This window comes from Pantoea deleyi (assembly GCF_022647325.1).
GTDB lineage: Bacteria > Pseudomonadota > Gammaproteobacteria > Enterobacterales > Enterobacteriaceae > Pantoea > Pantoea deleyi.
Genome location: NZ_CP071405.1, coordinates 665,922 through 691,346, shown reverse-complemented (window position 1 = coordinate 691,346; position 25,425 = coordinate 665,922). Strand labels below are relative to the sequence as shown.

Here is a 25,425-nt window from a genome sequence, read left to right as displayed (position 1 = left end):
CCGCGACCGTGTGAAGCCGCCATATGCCCGGATGTTTCTAAAATGTGAAGCTGCATGAAAAATTATTAAAACAACGTTTCAAAATGTGATGAGATTCATTCAATCAGCACTGCTGCATTTTACTCCCGCCGGTTTTCACTATGCTGGCTCCTCACGGCCCCTCCGGTTTGCCCCCATCCCGGGCCGTCCTACCTCTGCGGGAGACAACATAATGAGAATGATAAAAACAGGCCTGGCAACTGCCCTGGCGTTGACGATGATGAGCGCTGCCGTCCAGGCACAGGTCATTAAAGTTGCCGAAGTGCAGCCCGCGGGCTATCCGACGGTGGTCGCCCTGCAGCATATGGGTGACAAACTGAAACAGGCCACCAACGGACGGCTGGAGATGAAGATCTATGCCGGTGGCGTGCTGGGTGATGAAGATCAGACGCTGCAACAGGTGCAGCTCGGCGCCATCGATATGATCCGCGTTTCGCTGGCGCCGGTGACCTCGATTGCCCCGGAAACCAGCGTGCTGACGCTGCCCTATATTTTTCGCGACGCAGACCATATGCACAAGGTTCTGGATGGTGAGATAGGCCGCGAGATCGCCAGCCGGTTCGATAACGATCCCAACGCCCGCATGGTCTTTCTCGGCTGGACCGACGCCGGTGAGCGCAACATGATCACCAAAAAACCGCTGGCGAAGCCTGAGGATCTCAAAGGGATGAAGATCCGGGTGCAGAACAGCGCCATCTCGCTGGCGACGCTGAAAGCCATGGGCGCGAACCCGGTGGCGATGGGCGTCAGCGAAGTGTTCAGCGCCATGCAGACCGGCGTGGTCGATGGCACCGAGAACAATCCCCCGACCTTTGTGGCCCATAACTATCTGCCGGTGGCGAAGTTTTACACCCTCAGCGGCCACTTTATCCAGCCGGAGATGATCCTCTATTCAAAACGTGCCTGGGATCGTCTCACGCCCGACGACCAGGCGCTGCTGAAAAAGCTCGGTAAAGAGGCGCAGGATGAAGAGCGCCAGCTCTGGGCGACCTACACCGACGACTCGATCGCGAAGATGAAGGCGGGCGGCGTCACCTTCCAGCAGACCGACCGCGACTATTTCGTGAAAGCGACGCAGCCGGTGCGCGATCAGTTTGGCGGCAAATATCAGGATCTGATGACCCGGATCGCTGAGGTGAAATAATCCCGGCGCCACACTGCCGTGTGGCGTGCTTAATCAGGTATCAATTATGACTGCTTATACGCGTCTGATGGATGGGCTTTATCTGCTCTGCATGCTGGTGGCCGCGGTGGCGCTGCTGATCATGGTGACGGTGATCCCGATTGGGATCTTCGCCCGTTACGTGATGAACGGTGCCCTCTCCTGGCCGGAACCGGTCGCCATTATCTGCATGATCATTTTTACGTTTATCGGCGCGCCGGTGGGCCTGCGTGCCGGGACCCATATCTGTGTGTCGATGGTCACCGATCGCCTGTCGCCCGCCCGGCAGCGCCTGATGCTGCGCGTCAGCGACCTGCTGATGATCGCCACCTGTCTGGTGATCTTTCAGGCCAGCTACAGCCTGTGCGAAGCGATGTGGATGCAGAGTCTCGCTGCGCTGCCCGCGGTGACCTACGGCGAGATCTACCTGCCGATCCCGATCGGCGCGATCTTTACCCTGCTGTTTGTCATTGAGCGATTGCTGAACGGCGATCAGAGTCAGCGGCCGGTTGTCTCGCTGGGCGGCACCCACTAACGCGGAGCACTAAAAATGGATGCATTGATTCTGATAGGCAGTTTACTGGTACTCCTGATGGTGGGCTTTCCGGTTGCCTTCGCCGTCGGCCTCAGCGCCTTTATCGGGGCGTGGTGGATCGACCTGCCGCTGGAGGCGGTGGTGATCCAGGTGACCAACGGCATCAACAAATTTTCGCTGCTGACCATTCCGTTCTTTATTCTGGCGGGCGCGATCATGGCAGAGGGCGGCATTGCCCGGCGGCTGGTCAACTTCGCCTATATCTTTGTCGGATTTATTCGCGGCGGGCTCTCCCTGGTTAACATTGTCGCCTCGACCTTCTTCGGCGCGATCTCCGGTTCATCGGTAGCGGATACCGCCTCGATCGGCTCGGTGATGATCCCGCAGATGGAGGAGAAAGGCTATCCGCGTGATTTCGCCGCCGCCGTGACCGCCAGCGGATCGGTGCAGGCGGTGCTGACGCCCCCCAGCCATAACTCGGTCATCTATTCGCTGGCGACCGGCGGCATGGTGACCATCTCCTCCCTGTTTGTCGCCGGGATCTTCCCTGGCCTGCTGCTGGCGGCCTGTCTTATGGTGATGTGTCTGGGCTTTGCCCGTAAACGGGGCTACCCCAAAGGCGAACGGATCCCGTTTCGTCAGGCGCTGAAGATTTTCTTCGATGCGTTCTGGGGGCTGTTTACCGTGGTGATCATCATGGGGGGCATCCTCTCCGGCATCTTCACCGCCTCGGAGTCTGCCGCCATTGCCTGTTTCTGGGCCTTCTTTGTGACGATGTTTATCTACCGCGATTTCAAATGGCGTCAGCTGCACATCCTGCTGTTCCGCACCATTAAAACCGTCACCATCGTTATGGTGCTGATCGCCTTCGCGGCGGGCTTCGGCGCGGTAATGACCTTTATGCAGCTCCCGACCCTGATTACGGACGCCTTCACCAGCCTCTCCGATAACAAATATGTGATTCTGATGTGCATCAACATCCTGCTGCTGGTGGTGGGAACGCTGATGGATATGGCACCGCTGATCCTGATTCTGACGCCGGTGCTGCTGCCGGTGGCGACCGCGCTGGGCATCGATCCGGTTCACTTCGGCATGATCATGCTGACTAACCTGGGGATCGGGCTGATTACACCGCCGGTCGGTACGGTGCTGTTTGTGGCCAGCGCGGTGAGTAAACAGAAGATTGAACAGGTGGTCAGGGAGATGCTGCCCTTCTACGGCATGCTGTTCCTGGTGCTGATGCTGATCACCTATGTCCCTGCCATTTCACTCTGGTTACCGCGCCTGATGGGCGTGATGTAGCACAATAAAAGCGGCCCGTTCGCGGGCCCGTTTTTTTATGCTGCGACGCACTCTGATAATCACCATTGAGTCTCAACCCTGCTGGTCGTTTCGTGATAACGTGAGGGCTTAGTCAGAAGCGGCAAAGGCGACTCATGACCACCAGAAAAATTGATACCACGCTCGTCAGCGCAGGACGCAGTAAGCGTTATACCCAGGGTTCGGTGAATGCGGTGATTCAGCGCGCCTCCTCGCTGGTTTTCGATAGCGTTGCGGAGAAAAAACGCGCCACCGCAGGCCGGGCAAAAGGCGAACTCTTTTATGGCCGCCGGGGCACCCTCACCCACTTTGCGCTGCAGGATGCGATGACCGAGCTGGAAGGCGGCGCAGGCTGCGTGCTCTACCCCTGTGGCGCGGCAGCGGTGGCGAACGCGATTCTGGCCTTTGTAGAAGCCGGCGATCATGTGCTGATGAGCGGCGCGGTCTATGAGCCGACACAGGACTTCTGCACAAAGATTCTGGCGAAAATGCAGGTGTCGACGGGCTGGTTCGATCACACGACAGGCAGCGAAATCGCTGAGCTTGTGCAGCCCAATACCCGGGTGGTTTTCCTTGAGTCGCCCGCCTCCATCACCATGGAAGTGCAGGATATCCCGGCGATCGTCGCGGCCGTTCGCGCCCGCGCACCCGACGCGATCATCATGCTCGACAATACCTGGGCGGCCGGGATCTTCTTTAATGCTCTGGCGCACGGCGTCGATATCTCGATTCAGGCCGGCACCAAATACCTGATTGGCCACAGCGATGCGATGATCGGCACCGCCGTAGCCAATGCGCGCTGTATCGATCAGCTGCGCGAGAACTCCTATCTGATGGGGCAGATGGTCGATGCCGACACCGCCTATATGGCGAGCCGCGGTCTGCGAACCCTGGGCACCCGTCTGCGTCAGCATGAAGAGAGCGCCCTGCAGGTGGCGGAGTGGCTGGCGGCGCGTCCGGAAGTGGCGCGGGTCAACCATCCGGCGCTGGCGCAAAGCAAGGGGCACAAGTTCTGGCAGCGCGATTTTAACGGCAGCAGCGGCCTGTTCTCCTTTATCCTGCAGGAAAAATTAGATGACGCCCGGCTGGCAGAATATCTCGATCACTTCCATCATTTCAGCATGGCTTACTCCTGGGGTGGCTACGAGTCGCTGATTCTGGCGAATCAGCCCGAAGAGCTGGCCGCCATTCGTCCGGCGGGCGGCGTGGATTTCACCGGCACGCTGGTGCGTCTGCACATCGGCCTGGAGCACGTTGATGACCTGCTGGCTGACCTGGAGGCGGGATTTTCGCGTCTGACGCGCTGAGTCAGTTAAACAAAGTGTAAACGAATGCTAAACCGATTGCGGCTGTCCGCAGAGTCTGCCGGGCAATCGCGCTTTTGTTGTTAAAATTTATCCCGCATCGTTCAGGTCACTCATGCGTTAACTGTGTAATCTGGATGCAGACGGATAGTTCCTTGTGACGTGATGGAATAGCTAATGGGTGTTTTACACGAGATTGTCCAGGCGCTCTGGCATCAGGATTTTGCCGCGCTGGCGAATCCGGATGTGGTGTGGGTGGTGTACGGCGTGATGTTCCTGACGCTGTTTCTGGAAAATGGTCTGTTACCCGCCTCTTTTCTGCCGGGCGACAGCCTGCTGCTGCTGGCTGGCGCGATGGTGGCAAAAGGGGTAATGGATTTTGTGCCAACGATGGTGATCCTGACGACGGCCGCCAGTCTGGGCTGCTGGCTGAGTTATCTGCAGGGGCGCTGGCTGGGCAATACCCGGCTGGTGAAGAGCTGGCTGATGCATCTGCCCGCGCAGTATCACCAGCGCGCGTGGAATATGTTTAACCGTCACGGCCTGATGGCGCTGCTGGTGGGCCGCTTTCTCGCCTTTGTCCGCACTATCCTGCCAACCATGGCCGGGATTTCCGGCCTGCAGAACGGTCGCTTCCAGCTGTTTAACTGGCTGAGCGGTGTGCTGTGGGTCGGGATTGTGGTGGCCTTTGGTTACGGCATCAGTCAGGTGCCGTTTATCAAGCGCCATGAAGATCAGGTGATGGCCATCCTGATGGTCCTGCCGATGGTGCTGCTGGTGCTCGGCCTCTCCGGTAGCATTCTGGTTATCTGGAAGAAGCGTCGGCAGAAACGGGCCTGACGCGCCTGCTACGTCCGGGTCCACCGCCGCTCAGGCGGATGGATCCGCGACGGTCTGCCTGACCCGACTCACCTCCTCCCCCGGCGTCACGCCAAAATAGCGCTTAAACTCCCGCGAAAACTGTGAGGGGCTTTCATAGCCGACCCGCACCGCCGCCGCACTCGCCTTGAGTCCGTCATGCAGCATCAGCAGGCGCGCCTGATGCAGGCGATAGCGCTTGAGATACTGCAGCGGCGAGGTCTGCGTGACCGCTTTGAAGTTGTGATGAAAGGCGGACACGCTCATGTTCACTTCGGCCGCCAGCGCATCCACGCTGAGGTTCTCCGCGTAGTGATTCTCAATCCGTCGCAGCGCACGCGCGATCAGGCTGAACTGGGTCTGTCGGCTCACCAGCGAGAGCAGCGCCCCGCCGATCGGGCCGGTCAGCACGTAGTAGATAATCTCCCGGACGATGTGCGGCCCCAGCACCCGCGCATCGCGCGGCTGGGTCATCACGTCGAGCAGGCGTTCGGCGGCGCACAGCATCGGTTCCGTCAGCCACGCCGAGTGAATACCGGAGGTGAGCGGCTGCGGCTGAAACTGATCATCATCGCCGATTTCGATCAGCAGATCCTGCAGGCTGGCGGTATCGACGTTCAGACAAAGCCCGGCGATCGGGATCGCTGGCGAGGCCCAGGTTTCGCACTCCACCGGCAGCGGCACGGTCAGCATCAGGTATTTGCTGGCGTCATACTGGAAGGTGGTGCTGCCGAGGTAGCCGGTTTTGCTGCCCTGAAACAGGATCACGATGCCGGGCTGATACATCATCGGCGTGCGCGGCCGATACTGACTGGCATAAATCAGCGACACATTTTCAACCGGACAGAGACGGTCATGACCGTGCGTCATTAAGGTGACTACCTGCTGTGCCAGCCGGTGACACAGTGCATCGTGCGCCATAGCGACTCCTTTTCGGGCAAAAAGGCAGTGTGCCGTGCCTGTGCCTGAATCGCCAGCGGTCTGGAGAATCAGGCAAGAAGTTTACTGAATCAGGCATAACCCCGGTGCGACGGAGGCTGCCGGAACTGAGCAGGCTGACAATTGTTGGCTAGACTTAAGCACAGTGAAATCTCACGGGTTAACCGCAACGGAAAGGAGCAACTATGGCAGACCAGCCCATTATCAAACTGCGCGATGGCAACATGATGCCGCAACTGGGACTCGGCGTGTGGCAGGCCAGCATCGAAGATGCCCGCCATGCGGTGCTGAAAGCGCTTGAGGTCGGCTATCGCTCAATCGATACTGCCGCCGCCTACAAAAACGAAGAGGCAATTGGTCAGGCACTGCAGGAGACCGACGTGCCGCGTGAAGAGATTTTCGTGACCACCAAACTCTGGAACGACGATCAGCAGAACGTTCAGCAGGCGATGGAGACCAGCCTGGAGAAGCTCAGGCTGGATCAGGTGGATCTCTATCTGATGCACTGGCCGTGCCCGGAAAAAGATCACTACGTTGATGCCTGGAAGAAGATGATTGAACTGCAGCAACAGGGGCTGACCAAAAGCATCGGCGTCTGTAACTTCCACGAGGCGCACCTGAAGCGACTGCTGGATGAAACCGGTGTGACGCCGGTCGTGAACCAGATTGAGCTGCACCCGATGCTGCAGCAGCGCACCCTGCACGCCTGGAACGCGCTGCATCAGATCCAGACCGAATCCTGGAGTCCGCTGGCGCAGGGCGGTAAAGGGGTCTTCGATCAGGAGATCATCAAATCGCTGGCGAAGAAGTATGGCAAAACCCCGGCGCAGATCGTGATCCGCTGGCATCTGGACAGCGGCCTGGTGGTGATTCCGAAGTCCGTGACGCCAGCGCGTATCGAAGAGAACTTTAAAGTCTTCGATTTCCGTCTGGATAAGCATGAAGTGAGTGATATTGCGAAGCTGGACAGCGGCAACCGTCTGGGACCCGATCCGGAAACGTTTAACTGAGACAGGGTGTCAGGATGATCTCACCCGCTGCCCGGTCACCGGCAGCGGATGACAAACGCGGCCAGGCAGGTTATCCCGCCTGGCTGCGTACTTATGTGGTGGGCTGCACCACCAGCTGACCCGCGGTTCCGCGATCCGCCAGCTCCAGCGTCTGGCTGTAATAGACGAACGGGAAGTGATCAGACGAACTCTGCGGGAAGCTCACCAGCAGCTCTACGCTGCCATCGACCCACACCGTATCTTTCCAGCCGCGATCTTCGCCCATCGGCTGAGCGCCATTGACGCTTTTGATCAGGAACATCACGCCCTGAATATGCAGCGACTGCGGCCGGTCAGCGTGCAGGATCCAGCGCTCGAAGGTGCCCTGCTGCGTCGAGGTGTCGATGCGGTTCATATCCCACACCGCGCCGTTGATGCCCGGCATGCTGTCACCGATGCGGAACTCCCGCGTGCGCACCGCGGCGCCATCCAGAATCTGATCGGCCAGCAGCCGCATCGGCAGATTGTCGGTCACCAGCGGCAGCAGCCCGGTCGGCCGCAGCGTCAGGATCAGGGTCGAGGTCAGAATCGATGAGGGCTCAAAGAAGCCGCGCAGCCGGTCCATAATCCCCGCCGCCGTGCCGGCGGTGATGGAGACTTCGTCGCCCTGCGACATATCCACCAGCACTTCGCGGCGTTCGCCCGGCGCCAGAGAGAGACGCTGCACCGCCACCGGCGCAGGCAGATAACCCTGATCGCTGGCGATGACCATAAACGGCCGGTTGTCGCTGAGCACCATCTCGTAGCGGCGCGCATTCGACGCGTTCAGCAGACGCAGACGAACCCAGCCGCGCGACACCTCCACAAACGGGTTGCGCACGCCATTGACCAGCAGCGTGTCCCCCAGGAAGCCGCCATCCTGCGGCGGGTCATACACCGGGGTCGCAAAGTTATCGAGGCGCTTGTCCTGAATGATGATCGGGAAGTCATCCACGCCGTAGTGTTTCGGCAGCGGCAGCTGTTTGCTGACATCGTCTTCCACCAGCCACATGCCCGCCAGACCGTTGTAGATGTGTGGCGCCATGCGGTTTGGGGTGTTCGCGTGATACCAGCAGGTCGCGGCCGCCTGACGAATCGGCAGCACCGGAGACCAGTCCACGCCCGCCGACATCATACGCGGCGCGCCGCCCATCAGCGCACCCGGCAGCTGCAGGCCGCTGACGGTCATGGAAACCGGCTCATTCAGCCGGTTGCTGTAGATGAGCTTTACGTCATCGCCGCTGTAGACCCGGACGGTGGGGCCAAGATAGAGGCCATTGATCCCCCACACCGGCACCTTGTTGTTATCGCCGTTGAACGACCAGTGGCTGCGCTGCATCGTGAGAAACAGCGGCTGGCCGCGACGGGACTCCAGCAACGGCGGAACGGGAAGCGGCGTGTCGCCACTGGCGGAGGAGGCGGCCTGGGCCGCACGAGGCATAACCGTGGCGCTGAGTGCCACGCCAGCAGAAAGCTGGATGAACTGACGTCTGCTGAAAGACATAAAACTTCTGACCCTTTACGCGTGGCGCTAAGCGCCGACCCTGTTTTTATTGATCTGTTTTTGCTGTGCTGCGTTCACGGTGAGCCAGCGCGGGCTCACCGTGGGCATCCATGCAGGATAGTTCGGCGAAGGAGTCGCCGGTCAGATTTTTCCGTTTTTTTCGCGTTCTGCGACTTCGGCGTTCAGCTCTTCCAGCTTCGCCGCCATCAGTTCGCGACAGTGAGTAGCCAGCTTACGCACCGATGATGATTCAAAAGCTTTTACGTCAACCGGGGGCAGCATCTCCACGATCACCAGCCCGTTCTTCAGGCGATTCAGGTTGACCTTACCGTGGGTGTTGGAGACGACAATCGGAATGATCGGCACGCCCGCCGCCACCGCCGCATGGAAGGCACCGGTTTTAAACGGCAGCAGACCACGGCCACGGCTGCGCGTCCCTTCCGGGAACATCCAGATGGAGATGCGCTTGCGATTGAACTGATCCACCAGCTCGCCGATGGTGCCACGCGCTTTGGCGCGGTCATCGCGGTCGATCAGCAGGTTACCGGTCAGCCAGTAGAGCAGGCCAAAAAACGGCACCCACAGCAGGCTCTTTTTACCCACCGTCACCGTCGACGGCTGCACAATCTTAGCCGCGGTCACCATGTCATAGTTGTTCTGATGGTTCGCAATGTAGATCGCGTTGCCATACTTCTCCGCGCCTTCCGGCTTGCGCAGCTCCACTTTCAGACCGAACACCGTCGACAGCTTGCCAAACAGATGACCAAAACGGGCGACGTGACGCGGGTCGCGCGGCGAGAAAAGACACCAGATACAGCCAAAGACACAGACGACGATCGAGTAGGTGACGACGATAATGGTACGCAGAATCAGTAACATAGTTCCCTCATTGAGCCACGGCTGACGCAGGGTCAGCCGGGTAGTTTACGCTTCGCTATCCGGGCTTGCCGGACGCGCAGGCGCATCCAGTTCGACACGATCGATTTTCTGCAGACCGCGCGGCAGCAGCGTGCCACGGCGTCCGCGATCGGCGCGGAATTTCTGGAGTTCTTCACTGCGCAGCAACATTTTACGTTTGCCGACATGGAGCGTGATGGCGCTGCCCGGTGGCAGGATCATCAGCCAGGCCAGTTTATCCTGACCGGCCGCCGCTTCCGCCGACGGGATCGAGATGATTTTGTTGCCCTTGCCTTTCGACATCTGCGGCAGCTCGCCGACCGGGAACATCAGCATCCGTCCCGCCTGCGTAATCGCCAGCAGCATGTCATCTTCATGATGCACCGCCATCGGTGTCATCACGCGGGCATTTTCCGGCAGCGTCAGCAGCGCCTTACCGGCGCGGTTGCGCGACACCAGATCGCTGAAGGTACAGATAAAGCCGTAACCCGCATCGGAGGCCATCAGCAGACGCTGGTCGTCCGGCTCCATCAGCACCTGCTCGACCACCGCACCCGGCGGTGGCGTCAGTTTGCCGGTCAGCGGCTCGCCCTGCCCGCGCGCTGACGGCAGCGAGGTCGGATCCAGCGTGTAGCTGCGGCCGGTGGAGTCAATAAACGCCACCGGCTGATTGCTCTTGCCGCGTGCGGCCGCCAGATAGCTGTCGCCCGCCTTGTAGCTGAGCCCGGCCGGATCGATATCGTGCCCTTTGGCGCTGCGCACCCAGCCCATCTGGGAGAGCACAATGGTGACCGGTTCAGACGGCACCAGCTCCGTTTCGCTCAGGGCTTTAGCTTCGTCGCGCTCGCAGAGCGGCGAACGACGATCGTCGCCGTAGCTGGCGCTGTCAGCCTGCAGCTCTTTCTTCAGCAGGGTGTTCATCTTGCGTTCAGAGGCCAGCGTCGCCTGCAGCTGATCGCGCTCTTTTTCCAGATCCGCCTGCTCGCCGCGGATCTTCATCTCTTCCAGTCTGGCCAGGTGGCGCAGCTTCAGTTCGAGGATCGATTCGGCCTGGGTTTCGCTGATACCAAAGCGCGACATCAGCACCGGCTTCGGCTCATCCTCGGTCCGGATAATCTCGATCACCTCATCGATATTCAGGAACGCGACCAGCAAGCCTTCCAGGATATGCAGGCGGCGCAGCACGCGTTCCAGCCGGTAGTTAAGACGGCGTTTAACCGTTTCACGGCGGAACACCAGCCATTCGGTCAGGATCTCATGCAGATTTTTCACCGCCGGACGGTTATCCAGCCCGATCATGTTGAGGTTAACGCGGTAACTCTTCTCCAGATCGGTGGTGGCGAACAGATGATTCATCACCTGATCGAGATCGACGCGGTTGGAGCGCGGCACGATCACCAGACGGGTCGGGTTCTCATGATCCGACTCATCGCGCAGATCCTCGACCATCGGCAGCTTTTTATTGCGCATCTGGCTGGCAATCTGCTCCAGCACGCGCGCGCCCGACACCTGATAAGGCAGCGCGGTGATGACCACCTCGCCCTCTTCTTTTTTCCAGACCGCACGCTGACGGATCGAGCCGCGGCCGCTCTGGTAGAGTTTGCGGATTTCGTCGCGCGGCGTAATGATCTCCGCCTCGGTCGGGTAGTCCGGCCCCTGAACGATATCGAGCAGCTGATCCAGCGTGGTTTTGGGCGAGTCGATCAGCGCAATGGCCGCCTGCGCCACTTCGCGCAGGTTGTGCGGCGGAATGTCGGTCGCCATCCCCACGGCAATCCCCGTGGTGCCGTTCAGCAGGATGTTGGGCAGGCGCGCCGGCAGCATCTTCGGCTCCTGCAGGGTGCCGTCGAAGTTCAGCTGATAGTCGACCGTGCCCTGACCCAGTTCACCCAGCAGCAGCTCGGCATATTTTGACAGACGGGATTCGGTATAACGCATCGCCGCGAATGACTTGGGATCGTCCGGTGCCCCCCAGTTTCCCTGGCCGTCGACCAGCGGATAACGGTAGGAGAACGGCTGCGCCATCAGCACCATCGCTTCGTAGCAGGCACTGTCGCCGTGCGGATGGTATTTACCCAGCACGTCACCCACGGTACGCGCCGATTTCTTGAATTTTGCGCTGGCGTTAAGCCCCAGCTCGGACATGGCGTAGACGATACGTCGCTGAACCGGCTTTAATCCGTCACCAATATAGGGCAGCGCGCGGTCCATGATGACGTACATCGAATATTTCAGGTACGCATTCTCGGTGAATGTATGCAGGGCAAGACGCTCTGCACCATCCTGAGTCAGTTCGCTCATTAATTTCTCATCCTCACATCGTGGCCCACAACGGCGGGACACCCGGCGGTGGTTTGGCGAGGATAGTACCTTATTCGCTGGTGTTAGTCACAGGGAAGCGCGGGAGATCAGGCCGCCCGCCAGCCGGATTTTACCCGCCGACGGGATGCCCGCTTCAGCGCGGCAAAAGCCGCGTCACGCCGGGGCGGTTACTCAGGACTTAGCCCCCATCCACTGTCGGGCAATCTCGCCATATTCGCCGGTGGCGGTGCTGAGGTGCAGCCACTGATCGACATAGAGTTTCCAGCTGATGTCGTCACGCGGGATCATGTACGCCTTCTCGCCATACTGCAGCGGTTTATCGGGGTTGATCGCACACAGCGACGGATAGCGCTGCTGCTGATAGCGCGCCTCAGAGGCATCGGTGATCATCACATCCGCCTTGTTCTCCACCAGCTGCTGGAAGATGGTGACGTTATCGTGGAACAGCGTCAGCGCGGCGTTGGGCAGATGGCTGTGCGCAAAGGCTTCGTTGGTGCCGCCAGCCGGTTCAATCAGCCGCACGCCGGGCTGATTGAGCTGCGCCAGGGTCTGATAACGGGCCTTATCGGCACAGCGCACCAGCGGGATTTTGCCGTCCACGTCCAGCGGCCGGGCGAACCAGGCGGTCTGCTGACGTTTCAGCGTCACGGAGATGCCGCCAACAGCGATGTCGCACTGCCTGGCCAGGAAGTCCGGCATCAGGCTTTTCCAGCTGGTCGGCACCCACTCCACTTTTGCGCCAAGCGAGGTCGCCAGCGCGTTCGCCATACTGATATCCAGCCCTTCATACTGACCATCGGGCCGCAGATAGCTGTAAGGTTTGTAATCCCCGGTCGTGCAGACCTTCAGCGTTTTCGTGGTGAGAATAGTATCGAGATGCGACTGAGCCTGGACGGCCCCGCTGACCAGCAGCAATGAGAAGATAATTTTTTTCATTTTTGAGTTTTTCAGAGTGAGTTTGCCCGTCGATGGTGCCATAAGGCGGGGTATTATTGCTGCCAACGCAAAAGTGTTGTGATCAGCCTCCCATTTTTCTCTGACCGCTGCGCGCGTAAGCTGAGCGCATATTCAGGAAACGAGGCAGACTATTCATGAGCAACATTTTAATTATCGATGGCGGCAAAACCTTTGCCCACTCCAAAGGCGAACTGAACCACACCCTGACGGACGTGGCCGCCAGCCAGCTGCGGGACATGGGGCATACCGTTTCGGTCACCGTGGCCGACAGCGACTACGTGATCGCCGATGAAGTGCAGAAGTATCTCGACAGCGACGTCGTGATTTATCAGATGCCCGGCTGGTGGATGGGCGAACCCTGGACGGTGAAGCGCTACATCGATGAAGTCTTTACGGAAGGGCACGGCTCGCTCTACGCCAGCGATGGCCGCACCCGCGCCGATGCCGCGAAGAAGTATGGTTCCGGCGGCCTGTTGCAGGGCAAAAAATATATGCTGTCACTGACCTGGAATGCGCCGCTGCAGGCCTTTACCGATCCGGAGCAGTTCTTTGAAGGCGTGGGCGTCGACGGGCTCTATCTGCACTTCCATAAAGCCAACCAGTTCCTGGGTATGGAAGCACTGCCGACCTTTATCTGTAACGATGTGATCAAAGCGCCGGACGTGCCGCGCGATATTGCAGCTTATCGGACCCATCTGAGCCGCGTTTTTGCGTAAGATGAAAGGTGGCTACTCCCTATTTTCCCATGAAAGAGGAATTCGCGAATGTTAACAGTCGTTGCTGAACTTTGTGTTAAACCCGGTCGCCGTCAGGCTGTGCTGGATGCGGTGAAAAAGCTGATCCCGCAGGTCTTAGCGGAAGAGGGATGCCATCAGTATGACGCGCTGCTGGACCATCAGGCACAGGTGCCGTGGAAGCAGAACTCGCCAGACTCCATTTTTATGCTGGAACAGTGGGAAACGCTGCGCCATCTGGAGCAGCATCAGCAGATGCCGCACATGGATGCGCATCGCGCCATCATCAAAGATGACGTGGTGGACGTGAAAATTCTGGTGCTGGAACCCAGCACCTGACCGCTGCGTGCATAGCGGCTGACCGACTCGCCTCTGCGTCTCTCTGGCAGCAACGCACGGGCTCACCCCGCAAAGCACAGGCCTGAGCCTCTTTCCGGGCGCGTCCTGTTCCCGGCGCGGGCAGTGCCGGCGAGCGAAGATGGCCAGGCCTGGCCCCTTAACCCCTGTCCTGTGACAGGGGTTTTTTCTTTCTGACCGCCAGGTTCAGAGCAGCTGACGCCGATCGATCTCGCTGCGGAGAAAGTCCACGAAGCAGGCGATGCGTGATGAGAGCGTGGTGTTACGGTAGTAAACCGCATGAACCGGCAACCGCAGATCGCGGGTCTCAGCCGGCAGCACCGGCACCAGCCGCCCGGCCACACAATCGTCCCGGCTGACGAAGTCGGAGAGGCGCGCGATCCCCTGTCCCGCCAGCGCCAGCTGTCGGATGGTTTCGCCGCTGGAGGCCGCGATCGTCGGTCTGAAGCGCATAAAATTGCCTTCCGACTGCCAGAGGGGCCAGACGTTAAGGGTTTCGGGGTAACTGAAACCGATGGTCTGATGCCGGGCCAGATCCGCCACGCTCTGCGGAGTGCCCGCCTTCGCCAGATAGGCCGGACTGGCCATCAGCCGGATCGCACTGCTGCCCAGCATCCGGGCGTGCAGCGTGGAGTCGCGCAGTTCGCCGATGCGAATGGCGACGTCGGTCTGCTGCTCCAGCAGATCGATCAGGATATCGTCGGTGTTGAGTTCAAGCTGGATCAGCGGATAACGGGCGCGGAACGCCTCCACCAGCGGCACGATCACATGCAGCATAAAGGGGGTGGCGGCGTTGACCCGCAGCCGCCCGGAGGGCACCTCCCGTCGCTGGGCGATCTGCTCTTCCGCCTGCTCAACCGAGGCCAGGATCTGCCGCGCATGCGCCAGAAACACCTGCCCCTCTTCCGTCAGCGCCAGCCGCCGGGTGGTGCGATGCAGCAGCGTCGTCTGCAGCTTGCTCTCCAGCCGGGACAGGGCGCGGCTGATGCCCGAACTGGTCTGCGCCAGCTGCGCGGCAGCGGCCGTAATCGATCCGCTGTCCACCACCGCGACCCAGGCGCGTAACTCTTCCAGCGTAATTTTCACAATGGTTACTGTCTCTGCTCACGAAAACCTGACCGGTGCGGCTGAGGCGGCACCGGGTTCATCATACCGGCGTCATAAAGCGAACAGGACGCCTGCGCGTCCTGTTGTTTACACTTCGATATCGGCGGTATCGCCCTTTTCCTGCAGCCAGTTGCGCCGGTCTTCGGACCGCTTTTTCGCCAGCAGCATATCCATGATGCGCAGCGTCTGATCGACATCTTCATCGCTGATCGTCAGCTGCACCAGGCGACGGGTATTCGGATCCAGCGTGGTTTCGCGCAGCTGCATCGGGTTCATCTCGCCCAGCCCTTTAAAGCGCTGAACGTTAGGTTTGCCCTTCTTGCGCTTCAGCTGCTCCAGCACGCCCTCTTTCTCATCTTCATCCAGCGCGTAGTAGACCTCTTTGCCGAGGTCGATACGGTAGAGCGGCGGCATCGCGACGTAGACGTGTCCGCCCACCACCAGCGAACGGAAATGCTTCACGAACAGCGCACAGAGCAGCGTGGCAATGTGCAGACCATCCGAGTCCGCATCCGCCAGGATGCAGATCTTCCCGTAGCGCAGCTGCGACAGATCTTCGCTGTCCGGATCGATGCCGATCGCTACCGAGATATCGTGCACTTCCTGCGACGCCAGCACTTCGTCGGACGAGACTTCCCAGGTGTTCAGGATCTTGCCTTTCAGCGGCATGATCGCCTGATATTCGCGATCGCGCGCCTGTTTGGCCGAGCCGCCTGCAGAGTCCCCTTCCACCAGGAAGAGTTCTGTTTTATTCAGATCCTGCGCGGTACAGTCCGCCAGCTTGCCCGGCAGCGCCGGCCCGCTGGTGAGCTTTTTACGCACCACCTTTTTGGCGGCCCGCATACGCCGCTGGGCGCTGGAGATCGCCAGTTCCGCCAGCAGTTCTGCGGTCTGGATATTCTGGTTCAGCCACAGGCTGAAAGCATCTTTTACTACACCAGAGACAAAGGCGGCGCACTGACGTGAAGAGAGGCGCTCTTTGGTCTGTCCGGCAAACTGCGGATCCTGCATCTTCACCGACAGCACATAGGCGCAGCGATCCCAGATATCTTCCGCAGAGAGTTTTACGCCGCGCGGCAGAATGTTGCGGTATTCGCAGAACTCGCGCATTGCATCCAGCAGCCCCTGACGCAGACCGTTGACGTGGGTACCGCCCTGCATGGTCGGGATCAGGTTCACGTAGCTTTCGGTCAGCAGCTCGCCGCCTTCCGGCAGCCACAGCAGCGCCCAGTCTACCGCTTCCACATCCCCGGCAAAGCTGCCGACAAAGGGTTTTTCCGGCAGCGTCGGCAGGCCATTCACGGCTTCGGAGAGATAGTCGGTCAGACCATCCTGGTAGCACCAGGTCTGTTCGGTATTGTTCAGCTTGTCTTTAAAGACAATCTCCACGCCGGGACAGAGCACCGCTTTGGCTTTCAGCAGGTGCGACAGGCGCGACACGGAGAAGCGCGGGCTGTCGAAGAAACGCTCATCCGGCCAGAAATGCACACGGGTGCCGGTGTTGCGTTTCGCCACGGTGCCGGTGACGGTGAGATCCTGCACCTTGTCGCCATTTTCAAACGCCATGTCATAGATTTCGCCGTTACGGCGCACCGTAACTTCGACACGTCTGGAGAGGGCGTTAACCACGGAGATCCCGACACCGTGCAGGCCGCCTGAGAACTGATAGTTTTTATTGGAGAACTTGCCGCCCGCGTGCAGACGGCACAGGATCAGTTCGACCGCAGGCACGCCCTCTTCCGGGTGAATATCCACCGGCATGCCGCGACCATCATCAATAACTTCCAGCGACTGGTCAGCGTGCAGAATCACTTCAACCCGCTTCGCGTGGCCGCCCAGCGCCTCATCGACGCTGTTATCAATCACTTCCTGACCCAAATGGTTGGGTCGCGTCGTATCGGTGTACATGCCCGGGCGACGGCGAACAGGCTCAAGGCCAGTCAGGACCTCAATGGCATCCGCGTTATAGTTCGATTGACTCATCGTAAATGTCTGATTAGAAAGATGAAATGGGGTGCGATTTCCGCATTACTCAGGGATGATTCAGACCCAGAAAGTCCAGAATCTGCGGGAAATGGCGCTCGAATCCAGTAAATGCATGATTGCCGCCCTCTTCTACCGTGTGCCGGCACGCGCTGTAATAGTCGAGCGCCTGACGATAATCGAGAACTTCATCGCCGGTCTGTTGCAGCAGCCAGAGTAAATCGGGCGCTTCCAGCGGTTCAATCTGCATTACTTTGAGATCGTAAATGTGGCGAGACTCTAACACATATTGCTGGCCGGTGTAGGGATTCTGATTTTCGCCCAGGAAATCCGCCAGCAGTTCAAACGGCCGTACCGCAGGATTGACGACCACCGCAGGCAGCATAAAGCATTGCGACAGCCAGGTGGCGTAGTAGCCGCCCAGCGATGAGCCGACCAGCCCCAGCGTTTCGCCGCTGCGGCTCAGCACCAGATCTTCCAGCATCGCGGCGGCATCGGCCGGGAAAGTGGGCAGCTGCGGCACGATCATCTCGATCGCCGGATGCTCCGCCTCCAGCCATTGCCGGAACTGCGTCGCCTTCGCCGACAGGGGCGAACTGTTAAACCCGTGCAGATAGAGCAAAGCCGCCACGCGTCAGTATCCTTCTGAGTCTAAATCAGGACGAAAAGCGTCGGTGTCGAGCCGGTTCACCTCGGTGTCGAGGCTGCCATCCGGATGCAGGGTAAACCAGCGCCAGCCCGGAGCCACGGTGTCGATGGTAAAGCTGGTGCAGTGTGGCTTGAACTGCACGCAGGTTGAAGGCGTCGCCAGCACCCGGCGGCCATGCCACGCCAGATCCAGCTCCTGATGAATATGCCCGCAGACCAGCGTCCGCGCCAGCGGGTGACGCTGCAGCACCGCGTCCAGCTGGTGAGAATTGCGCAGGCTGTGCTGATCGAGCCAGGTGCAGCCCGAGGCCAGCGGATGGTGATGCAGCAGGACCAGCGTATGCCGTTGCGGATAGCACCCCAGCGCATTGTCGAGCCACTCCAGCTGGTAGTCGCTCAGCATGCCGTGCGGCACCCCGGAAACCTGGCTGTCGAGCAGAACAATCTGCCACGCCTCACCCAGCAGTACCTGTTTATGGGCATTGATATGGGCGGCGGCCAGGGTATCGACCATCGCGGGCTGAAAATCGTGATTGCCGGGCAGCCAGACGCAGGGCCGGGGCAAACGTGAGATACCCTCAGCAAAATGCTGATAGGCTTCGGCAGAGTGATCCTGAGCGAGATCGCCGGTGGCGATGATCAGGTCGTAGTCGCGCTGTTGCGCGATAATCGCATCCAGCACCGCTTTGTAGCTCGACCAGGTGTTCACCCCAAGCAACGATTCATGTTTTCCCGCGAACAGGTGAGTATCCGTAATTTGTAAAATCCTGAATCCGGAACCGTTCGCCGCAGGAAGAGTTAGCAGGCTATCCAAAGCGTTTCCTTCGTCTCCACGCCATTTACCGCATTATACGCATCAGCAGACCGGAACTGCCATCGCGCCATGCGCCAGGCAGTAGCGCAGCCAGTCTGCGAGAAACTGGTTGATCTGATGTTTTTCATCGCGCTGATGCAGTTTTTTATTAGGATAATCATAGCGCGCTTTGAAACGATAGATCTGTTGCGTTGAACACACTTCGGCGACCATCGCATCGTGATAGAGCCGGACCGACATCGAAGGCAGGCTCCAGTAACTGACGGCAGGCGCGACCTGGCGAATCTCCACCAGCGTGGTGTAGCGGGTCGACTCCTGAATCGTCAGCTGGTAACGGGCGCCACTCACCTGATAGATCACCGATGCACCCGCCTCATCGTTGCGCGGCAGCAGGCGGCTTAGCTGGGCGAAATTGGTTTCGCAGAGCCGCATCATTTCGGGAAAGTCAGGGGTATAGCGCTGTTTCATTTTTGTATCCACTCTTCGCGTAGTTTTTCATGGTGCAACGCCAGCCATTGCAGGGCGATGACAGACGCCGCATTGTCGATTATCCCCTCTTCCACCCAGCGATAAGCCTGTTCGCGGCTCACCACATGGACAAGAATATCCTCATTCTCTTCCTCCAGACCATGGCATCCCTCTGCCTGGCTGGCATCCACTTCCCCAATCAGCACCGACAGACGTTCGCTGGTGCCGCCAGGGCTGGCCAGATAGCTCAGCATGGGCTTGATCCGGCCGACCGTTAATCCCGCCTCTTCGACGGCTTCGCGACGCGCCACCTGCTCGACCGTTTCGCCCGGCTCAATAATACCGGCGACCATCTCCAGCAGCCAGGGTGAGGCGCTGCTGTCATAAGCCGGGATGCGGATCTGCTCAATCAGCACCACTTCGTCGCGTAAGGGATCATAAGGTAGCAGCACGGCGGCATGTCCGCGCTCAAAAACTTCGCGCTGCACTTCGCCACTCATTTCGCCGTTAAACCGGCGGTGGCGGAAACGATAGCGCTCAATGGAAAAAAAACCGTCGTAGAGGGTTTCGCGTGCAATAATTTCTACATCGTTTTTTGTGAAAGTCACAGGGGATTTTTTTTCTTCCGTCATCATCAGGTTCCTTGTGCAGATTGGGATGGAGCGAAAAAAGCCTGTTACCCTGCTCCATGTAAGTGGTTCTTTATGAATTATTTACGTAAATTAGAGGGAGAAGGCACGTTCAGCCAACTTATCTCACAGTTGCCCTCTGCTAGAATCGGCGATAATTTTTTGGCTTACCCGGCAGCGCACCCACTGCAATTTGCTGCAACAAAAGGAATGCAAATGAAAAAACTGCTCCCATTTTTTATTGGGCTGAGCCTGGGCGGTTTCAGCTTCGCCAGCCAGGCCGAAGACCTGCTTCAGGTTTACCAGCAAGCGCGTCTGAGCAACCCGGATCTGCGCAGCGCCGCTGCCGATCGCGATTCTGCTTTTGAGAAGATCAACGAATCGCGTAGCCCACTGTTACCCCAGCTCGGCCTGGGTGCAGACTATACCTATAATAGCGGCTATCGCGATAACAGCGGTCTGCATTCCAACACCACCAGCGGCACACTGCAATTAACCCAGACCCTTTTCGATATGTCGAAATGGCGTGCGCTGACCCTGCAGGAAAAGACCGCCGGTATTCAGGATGTGACCTATCAGGTCGCGCAGCAGGATCTGATTCTGAAGACGGCGACCGCCTACTTCAACGTGCTGAAAGCGATTGATACCCTTTCTTACACCGAAGCGCAGAAACAGTCGATCTACCGCGAGCTGGATCAGACCACACAGCGCTTTAACGTAGGCCTGGTTGCCATCACCGACGTGCAGAACGCCCGCGCACAGTATGACAGCGTGCTGGCAAACGAAGTAACCGCCCGCAACGACCTGGATAACAACGTCGAGACGCTGCGTCAGATCACCGGCATGGATTACCTGTCGCTGGCCTCGCTGAGCATCGACCGCTTCAAAACTGACAAACCCGATGCGGTCAGCGCGCTGCTGAAGCAGGCGGAAAACCGCAACCTGTCGCTGCTCTCTGCGCGTCTGAGCCAGGATTTAGCGCGCGAGCAGATCCGCTACGCGGAAACCGGCCACATGCCCACGCTGGATCTCAAGGCGTCTACCGGCCTGTCTAACAGCAAATATGGCGGCAGCCGTGCGAACCAGAGTACCGGGTCAACCGACTCCATCACCGGTTCCAACCAGGTGGGTCTGAGCTTCTCTCTGCCACTCTACAGCGGCGGCAGCGTGACCTCGCAGGTGAAACAGGCGCAGTACAATTTCGTCAGCGCCAGCGAGCAGCTGGAGAGCGCACACCGCTCTGCGGTGCAGACCGTGCGTCAGTCGTTTAACAACGTGAACGCCTCTATCAGCAGCATCAGCGCCTACAAACAGGCGGTGGTCTCTGCGCAGAGTTCACTGGATGCGTCAGAAGCGGGCTATCAGGTGGGGACACGCACCATCGTTGATGTGCTGGATGCCACCACCGTGCTCTACAACGCGAAGCAGCAGCTCTCTGATGCGCGTTACAGCTACCTGATCAACCAGCTGAATATCAGTTACGCACTGGGAACGCTCAACGAGCAGAGCCTGCAGAAACTGAACAGCCAGCTGGGTAAAGAGATCCCGACCTCACCGGAAACGGTGGCACCGGAAAACGCGCAGCAGACCGCGCGTGTGGATAATGGCCCTGTGGCCACCGGTTCGTCTGAGGCAGCCCGCCCGGCGGCGCGTCGCAACAGCGGTAATCCTTTCGGTAATTAATCAGCAGACGGGCTGCTTTGCGGCCCGTCTCTCTGCTGAACGTATAACTAAGTAAAGATCCCTGCTGCATCAGGCCTTCAGCTTCAATTTTACCCCCCCATCCCCTATTCTATGCCCTACCTTTGGGCACAGGATAATCATAATGAAACGCACAAAATCTATTCGCTATGCCGCTTTTCGCAAGAGCTGGCAGGCACGCCATTTAACGCCCGTTGCGTTCGCCGTATCGGCCGTCTTTATGCTGGCTGGCTGTGAACAGAACGATGAAACGGTGTCGATGTACCAGAACGCGGATGACTGTTCGAAGGCCAATCCGGGTCAGAGCGCACAGTGCACCACCGCCTTCAATGAGGCCAAAAAAGAGGCGGAACGCACCGCGCCAAAATATGCCACGCGTGAAGACTGCGTTGCGGAATTTGGTGAGAATCAGTGTCAGCAGACACCGGCGCAGGCGGGCGTGGGCACCACCAATGCAGAATCTCAGCAGAGTGGCGGCAGCTTCTGGATGCCACTGATGGCGGGTTACATGATGGGCCGCATGATGGGCGGCGGTGCCGGCTTTGCGCAGCAACCGCTGTTCTCGCCTAAAACGGCCCGCAGCCCGGCCAACGGTCAGTTTGTGGATGCGTCCGGCCGCAACTATGGCGCGGCGACCTCCGGCAAAAGCATGACCGTGCCGCAAACGGCGCTGGCCCCGAAACCGGCGACCACCTCGACCATCACCCGCGGCGGCTTCGGTGAAACCGTGGCCAAACAGAACAGCATGCAACGCAGCAGCGCCACCGGCACCTCCAGCCGCTCAATGGGAGGCTGACGCCCCGATGGAACGCATTGCCATTTCAGAACGCCCCGGCTGGCGCGAAAAAGCCACCGAGTTCGGTTTTCGTTTTCACACCATGCATGGCGAACCCTACTGGTGTGAGGATGCCTATTACCAGTTCACGCTGGCGCAGATCGAACATCTGGAAGAGGTGACCGCGGAGCTGCATCAGATGTGCCTGCAGGTGGTGGAGAAAGTGGTCAACAGCGAGGCGCTGCTGACGAAATTCCGCATTCCTAAGCATACCTGGGACTTCGTGCGCGATTCATGGCGTCAGCGTCAGCCTTCGCTCTATTCGCGTCTCGATCTCGCCTGGGATGGAAAAGGCGAGGTCAAACTGCTGGAGAACAATGCGGACACGCCGACCTCGCTGTATGAAGCGGCTTTCTTCCAGTGGCTCTGGCTGGAAGATCAGCTCAACGCCGGTCAGTTACCCGCAGGCAGCGACCAGTTCAACAGCCTGCAGGAGAAGCTGATTGAGCGCTTCGCCGATCTGCATCAGCAGCACGGGTTTAACTGGCTGCACTTCGCCTGCTGCCGCGATACCGATGAAGATCGCGGAACCGTGCAGTATCTTCAGGATTGCGCCACCGAAGCGGGCCTGCCGAGTGAGTTTCTCTACATTGATGAGATTGGCCTGGGCGAAAAAGGGGAATTTACCGACGCTCAGGATCAGGTGATCAGCAACCTGTTCAAGCTCTATCCGTGGGAATTCATGCTGCGCGAAATGTTCTCAACCAAGCTGGGGGATGCTGGCGTGCGCTGGCTGGAACCGGCATGGAAGAGCATTATCTCAAATAAAGCGTTGCTGCCGATGCTGTGGGAGATGTTCCCGAATCACCCTAACCTGCTGCCCGCTTGGTTTGCAGAGGATGATGTTCCGCCGATGGAGAAATATGTGGTTAAGCCGCTGTTTTCCCGTGAAGGCGCTAACATCCGCATCGTGGAGAACGGTCAGGAGATCGCCCGGGTAGACGGGCCTTATGGCGAAGAGGGAATGATCGTCCAGCAGTTCCATCCGCTGCCAAAATTTGGCGACAGCTATACGCTGATCGGCAGCTGGCTGATTGACGATCAACCAGCGGGTATTGGTCTGCGCGAGGATCGTGACCTGATCACCCAGGATCTCTCCCGCTTCTATCCGCACGCCTTTATCGGCTGACGAAGCGCCGTTAACCCAAAATCGGGCGGGTGCCGGTCAGCCGGCCCGCCCGACTCTGCCCCTGCGCCCTGAGGTGCATCCGCGCGATGTTGTTCAGAAACGCCTGACGGCTTCTCCGGGCTGCAGGGCATGTTTATCCTCTGCGCCCGATCTTCTGCTTAACCGACCTGAACCGACAACATGCTGATGGCCCCCATCTCGATTCCGTCAACCGGAATGGTGATGGCGTCATCCGGCTGACGTGTGCCCAGCACATAGAGCAGCGGCAGATAGTGCTCAGGCGTCGGATTGGCGAGCGCGGCATCAGGATGATCCATAAAGTTCACCAGCGGATGTGATGCGGCATCGCTCTGGACCGCCAGGTTATCGCGAACGAACTGTTCAAACCCGCTGGCCCAGGGATAGACCTCACTGCTGCCGTTCCAGTGCGCCTGACGCAGGTTATGCACCACGTTGCCGCTGGCAACAATCATCACGCCCTGATCGCGCAGCGCAGCCAGTTTGCGGCCCATCTCAAAATGCCATGCCGCCGGTCGGGTACCATCGATGCTGAGCTGCACCACCGGAATATCGGCATCCGGATACATCTTTATCAGGACGCCCCAGGAACCGTGATCCAGTCCCCAGTCGTGATCCAGCGTCACCGCCACCGGCGCTAACTGCGCCACCAGCTGCTGCGCCAGCTCAGGCGAACCCGGTGCCGGATAGCGCGTATCAAACAGCGCCTGCGGAAATCCTCCGAAATCATGAATGGTTTTCGGCTGCGCCATCGCGGTGACGGCAGTGCCGCGCGTGTACCAGTGCGCTGAAACCGCAATAATCGCACGCGGACGCGGCAGCGTGTCGCCCGCCTGACGCCACGCGGCGGTATAGCGGTTCTCTTCAAGGGCATTCATCGGGTTGCCATGGCCCAAAAACAGCGCTGGCATGCGTAACTGACTCATTCGTGTACTCCGGGATCCGGTGATTTAATGGTCACTACGATACGCGCATTGATGCCGGGATCACGCGGATAAGCATGATGGAGATCATCAGGAAATTTGAATGAAATAAACGGGGTAATATTAAGCGGCTGGCTGACCGCGGGAAGAGACGGAAAGCGCGACAACAGCGGGAGCCGAAACAAAAACAGGCCCGCAGGAGGCCTGTTTTAGGGCAGCAGATGACTCAGCTGGCGTGACGGGTTTCGTGCGTGCGACGCCAGGCGATCAGGTCTTCAATCGTGACGACCGGCATCTGATGCTGACGGGCAAACGCAATCGCTTCAGGCGCATGCGCCATGGTGCCATCGTCGTTGGTCAGTTCACACAGGACACCGGCGGGCTTAAAGCCTGCGAGCGTGACCAGATCGATGGTCGCTTCTGTGTGGCCGCCACGGGTCAGCACCCCACCTTCGCTGGCGCGCAGCGGGAAGACGTGACCAGGACGATGCAGATCGGCCGGCTTTGCATCATCGGCAATCGCCGTGCGGATGGTGGTGATGCGATCCTGCGCGGAAACGCCGGTGGTGACACCCTCTGCCGCTTCGATGGTCACGGTAAAGCCGGTGCCAAAGGAGCTGGTGTTGTTTTCCACCATCATCGGCAGATCGAGCTGCTGGCGACGCTCTTCCGTCAGGCAAAGGCAGACGATGCCGCTGCCGTGACGAATCGTCAGCGCCATCTGTTCAACAGTCATGGTTTCTGCGGCGAAGATCATGTCGCCTTCGTTTTCACGATTTTCATCGTCGAGTACCATCACACCACGACCCTCACGCAGGGCGGCGATAGCACGTTCTACACGCTGTTCAGGCGTGCCAAATTCAGAAAGTAGCGTCTGATTCATGGTAATAAAAACCTTTATATGTATGGGTTACCAGAATCAGGGCGTGCTTAGGAGTGACGTCAAAAAGACGTGGCAATAACGTGAAGCAGACACAATTGTCCGACAGATGTCGTTACCCTCTCCCATCCGGACTGTAACCGTCGGCCCCGGAATTACACCGGATCTGCTGACCTTTATCCCGCATTTCAGTGGGATAAAGCGCTCGCGGGCTTTCAGCCGAAGCTGATTTACCGCCGGTGGGGAATTGCGCCCCGCCCTGAGAATAAGCTCTTCAACTATAACGCCGAATGTTTGAAGCGGCAATCATCAATAGCGCAATTGCTTTTGCATT

Annotated in this window: 24 protein-coding genes and 1 riboswitch; of the genes, 11 read left to right on the top strand and 13 right to left on the bottom strand. The window is 59.0% G+C overall.

Annotated elements, in window-relative coordinates:
• Window positions 1-211: 211 nt before the first annotated feature.
• The 5 genes from J1C59_RS03405 to J1C59_RS03385 all read left to right on the top strand — a co-directional run bounded on the left by J1C59_RS03405 (window position 212) and on the right by J1C59_RS03385 (window position 5,200).
• Complete coding sequence (locus tag J1C59_RS03405) at window positions 212-1,183, top strand: TRAP transporter substrate-binding protein (protein WP_128085182.1); 972 nt, start codon at window positions 212-214, stop codon at window positions 1,181-1,183.
• A gap of 46 nt (window positions 1,184-1,229) precedes the next feature.
• The gene (locus J1C59_RS03400; protein WP_128085183.1) at window positions 1,230-1,736 is read left to right on the top strand and encodes a TRAP transporter small permease; all 507 of its coding nucleotides are present in this window, start codon (window positions 1,230-1,232) and stop codon (window positions 1,734-1,736) included.
• A gap of 15 nt (window positions 1,737-1,751) precedes the next feature.
• Window positions 1,752-3,038: a TRAP transporter large permease gene (locus tag J1C59_RS03395; RefSeq protein ID WP_128085184.1), complete on the top strand. Its 1,287-nt coding sequence runs from the start codon at window positions 1,752-1,754 to the stop codon at window positions 3,036-3,038.
• Window positions 3,039-3,172: 134 nt separating this feature from the next.
• On the top strand, window positions 3,173-4,363 hold the full coding sequence (gene metC / locus J1C59_RS03390; RefSeq protein ID WP_128085185.1) for a cystathionine beta-lyase: 1,191 nt from the start codon (window positions 3,173-3,175) through the stop codon (window positions 4,361-4,363).
• Between the two features lie 174 nt (window positions 4,364-4,537).
• Window positions 4,538-5,200, top strand: a complete 663-nt coding sequence (locus tag J1C59_RS03385; protein WP_111139883.1) for a DedA family protein — start codon at window positions 4,538-4,540, stop codon at window positions 5,198-5,200.
• 30 nt (window positions 5,201-5,230) lie between these two features.
• On the opposite strand, the gene J1C59_RS03380 is transcribed toward J1C59_RS03385, so the two are convergent.
• Window positions 5,231-6,139: an AraC family transcriptional regulator gene (locus J1C59_RS03380; RefSeq protein WP_128085186.1), complete on the bottom strand. Its 909-nt coding sequence runs from the start codon at window positions 6,137-6,139 to the stop codon at window positions 5,231-5,233.
• 203 nt (window positions 6,140-6,342) lie between these two features.
• Between J1C59_RS03380 and dkgA the strand changes: the two genes are divergently transcribed.
• On the top strand, window positions 6,343-7,167 hold the full coding sequence (dkgA, locus tag J1C59_RS03375) for a 2,5-didehydrogluconate reductase DkgA (protein ID WP_128085187.1): 825 nt from the start codon (window positions 6,343-6,345) through the stop codon (window positions 7,165-7,167).
• A 91-nt stretch (window positions 7,168-7,258) separates the two neighbouring features.
• Here the strand turns inward: dkgA and ftsP are convergent, their stop codons facing one another.
• The 4 genes from ftsP to J1C59_RS03355 all read right to left on the bottom strand — a co-directional run bounded on the left by ftsP (window position 7,259) and on the right by J1C59_RS03355 (window position 12,886).
• Entirely contained in the window at window positions 7,259-8,689 is a 1,431-nt protein-coding gene (gene ftsP / locus J1C59_RS03370) for a cell division protein FtsP (RefSeq protein ID WP_128085188.1), read from the bottom strand.
• A gap of 141 nt (window positions 8,690-8,830) precedes the next feature.
• Window positions 8,831-9,568 carry a 1-acylglycerol-3-phosphate O-acyltransferase gene (locus J1C59_RS03365; RefSeq protein ID WP_128085189.1) on the bottom strand — a complete coding sequence of 246 codons (738 nt, stop codon included), beginning with the start codon at window positions 9,566-9,568 and terminating at the stop codon, window positions 8,831-8,833.
• Between the two features lie 45 nt (window positions 9,569-9,613).
• A complete protein-coding gene (parC, locus tag J1C59_RS03360; protein WP_128085190.1) occupies window positions 9,614-11,887 on the bottom strand; it encodes a DNA topoisomerase IV subunit A in 2,274 nt (757 codons plus the stop codon).
• A 192-nt stretch (window positions 11,888-12,079) separates the two neighbouring features.
• A complete protein-coding gene (locus tag J1C59_RS03355; RefSeq protein WP_128085191.1) occupies window positions 12,080-12,886 on the bottom strand; it encodes a transporter substrate-binding domain-containing protein in 807 nt (268 codons plus the stop codon).
• Between the two features lie 113 nt (window positions 12,887-12,999).
• On the opposite strand from J1C59_RS03355, the gene J1C59_RS03350 reads away from it, so the two are divergent.
• Together J1C59_RS03350 and J1C59_RS03345 are read left to right on the top strand one after the other, a co-directional pair.
• A complete protein-coding gene (locus J1C59_RS03350; RefSeq protein ID WP_128085192.1) occupies window positions 13,000-13,581 on the top strand; it encodes an NAD(P)H-dependent oxidoreductase in 582 nt (193 codons plus the stop codon).
• Between the two features lie 48 nt (window positions 13,582-13,629).
• Window positions 13,630-13,938 carry a putative quinol monooxygenase gene (locus J1C59_RS03345; protein ID WP_128085193.1) on the top strand — a complete coding sequence of 103 codons (309 nt, stop codon included), beginning with the start codon at window positions 13,630-13,632 and terminating at the stop codon, window positions 13,936-13,938.
• A gap of 204 nt (window positions 13,939-14,142) precedes the next feature.
• On the opposite strand, the gene J1C59_RS03340 is transcribed toward J1C59_RS03345, so the two are convergent.
• From J1C59_RS03340 to nudF, 6 genes are all read right to left on the bottom strand, one after another.
• Entirely contained in the window at window positions 14,143-15,042 is a 900-nt protein-coding gene (locus tag J1C59_RS03340; protein ID WP_128085194.1) for a LysR substrate-binding domain-containing protein, read from the bottom strand.
• A 108-nt stretch (window positions 15,043-15,150) separates the two neighbouring features.
• Complete coding sequence (gene parE, locus J1C59_RS03335) at window positions 15,151-17,046, bottom strand: DNA topoisomerase IV subunit B (protein WP_128085195.1); 1,896 nt, start codon at window positions 17,044-17,046, stop codon at window positions 15,151-15,153.
• A gap of 49 nt (window positions 17,047-17,095) precedes the next feature.
• Window positions 17,096-17,677: an esterase YqiA gene (yqiA, locus tag J1C59_RS03330; RefSeq protein ID WP_128085196.1), complete on the bottom strand. Its 582-nt coding sequence runs from the start codon at window positions 17,675-17,677 to the stop codon at window positions 17,096-17,098.
• A gap of 3 nt (window positions 17,678-17,680) precedes the next feature.
• Window positions 17,681-18,508 (bottom strand): 3',5'-cyclic-AMP phosphodiesterase, encoded by an 828-nt coding sequence (gene cpdA, locus J1C59_RS03325; protein WP_128085197.1) that lies wholly within the window; start codon window positions 18,506-18,508, stop codon window positions 17,681-17,683.
• A 42-nt stretch (window positions 18,509-18,550) separates the two neighbouring features.
• Window positions 18,551-18,976: a DUF1249 family protein gene (locus tag J1C59_RS03320; RefSeq protein ID WP_128085198.1), complete on the bottom strand. Its 426-nt coding sequence runs from the start codon at window positions 18,974-18,976 to the stop codon at window positions 18,551-18,553.
• Entirely contained in the window at window positions 18,973-19,608 is a 636-nt protein-coding gene (gene nudF, locus J1C59_RS03315; protein WP_128085208.1) for an ADP-ribose diphosphatase, read from the bottom strand. Before nudF ends, J1C59_RS03320 begins: the two co-directional genes overlap by 4 nt.
• Window positions 19,609-19,821: 213 nt before the next feature.
• Here nudF and tolC point away from each other — a divergent pair, with 213 nt between their 5' ends.
• The 3 genes from tolC to J1C59_RS03300 all read left to right on the top strand — a co-directional run bounded on the left by tolC (window position 19,822) and on the right by J1C59_RS03300 (window position 23,270).
• Window positions 19,822-21,288: an outer membrane channel protein TolC gene (tolC, locus tag J1C59_RS03310; RefSeq protein ID WP_128085199.1), complete on the top strand. Its 1,467-nt coding sequence runs from the start codon at window positions 19,822-19,824 to the stop codon at window positions 21,286-21,288.
• Between the two features lie 142 nt (window positions 21,289-21,430).
• On the top strand, window positions 21,431-22,102 hold the full coding sequence (locus tag J1C59_RS03305; protein ID WP_128085200.1) for a DUF1190 family protein: 672 nt from the start codon (window positions 21,431-21,433) through the stop codon (window positions 22,100-22,102).
• 7 nt (window positions 22,103-22,109) lie between these two features.
• Window positions 22,110-23,270 carry a glutathionylspermidine synthase family protein gene (locus J1C59_RS03300; RefSeq protein WP_128085201.1) on the top strand — a complete coding sequence of 387 codons (1,161 nt, stop codon included), beginning with the start codon at window positions 22,110-22,112 and terminating at the stop codon, window positions 23,268-23,270.
• Window positions 23,271-23,428: 158 nt separating this feature from the next.
• Here the strand turns inward: J1C59_RS03300 and ygiD are convergent, their stop codons facing one another.
• A complete protein-coding gene (ygiD, locus tag J1C59_RS03295) occupies window positions 23,429-24,214 on the bottom strand; it encodes a 4,5-DOPA-extradiol-dioxygenase (protein WP_128085202.1) in 786 nt (261 codons plus the stop codon).
• 223 nt (window positions 24,215-24,437) lie between these two features.
• Window positions 24,438-25,094 carry a 3,4-dihydroxy-2-butanone-4-phosphate synthase gene (gene ribB / locus J1C59_RS03290; RefSeq protein WP_128085203.1) on the bottom strand — a complete coding sequence of 219 codons (657 nt, stop codon included), beginning with the start codon at window positions 25,092-25,094 and terminating at the stop codon, window positions 24,438-24,440.
• Between the two features lie 110 nt (window positions 25,095-25,204).
• A riboswitch (FMN riboswitch) is annotated at window positions 25,205-25,362 on the bottom strand.
• Between the last annotated feature and the right edge of the window lie 63 nt (window positions 25,363-25,425).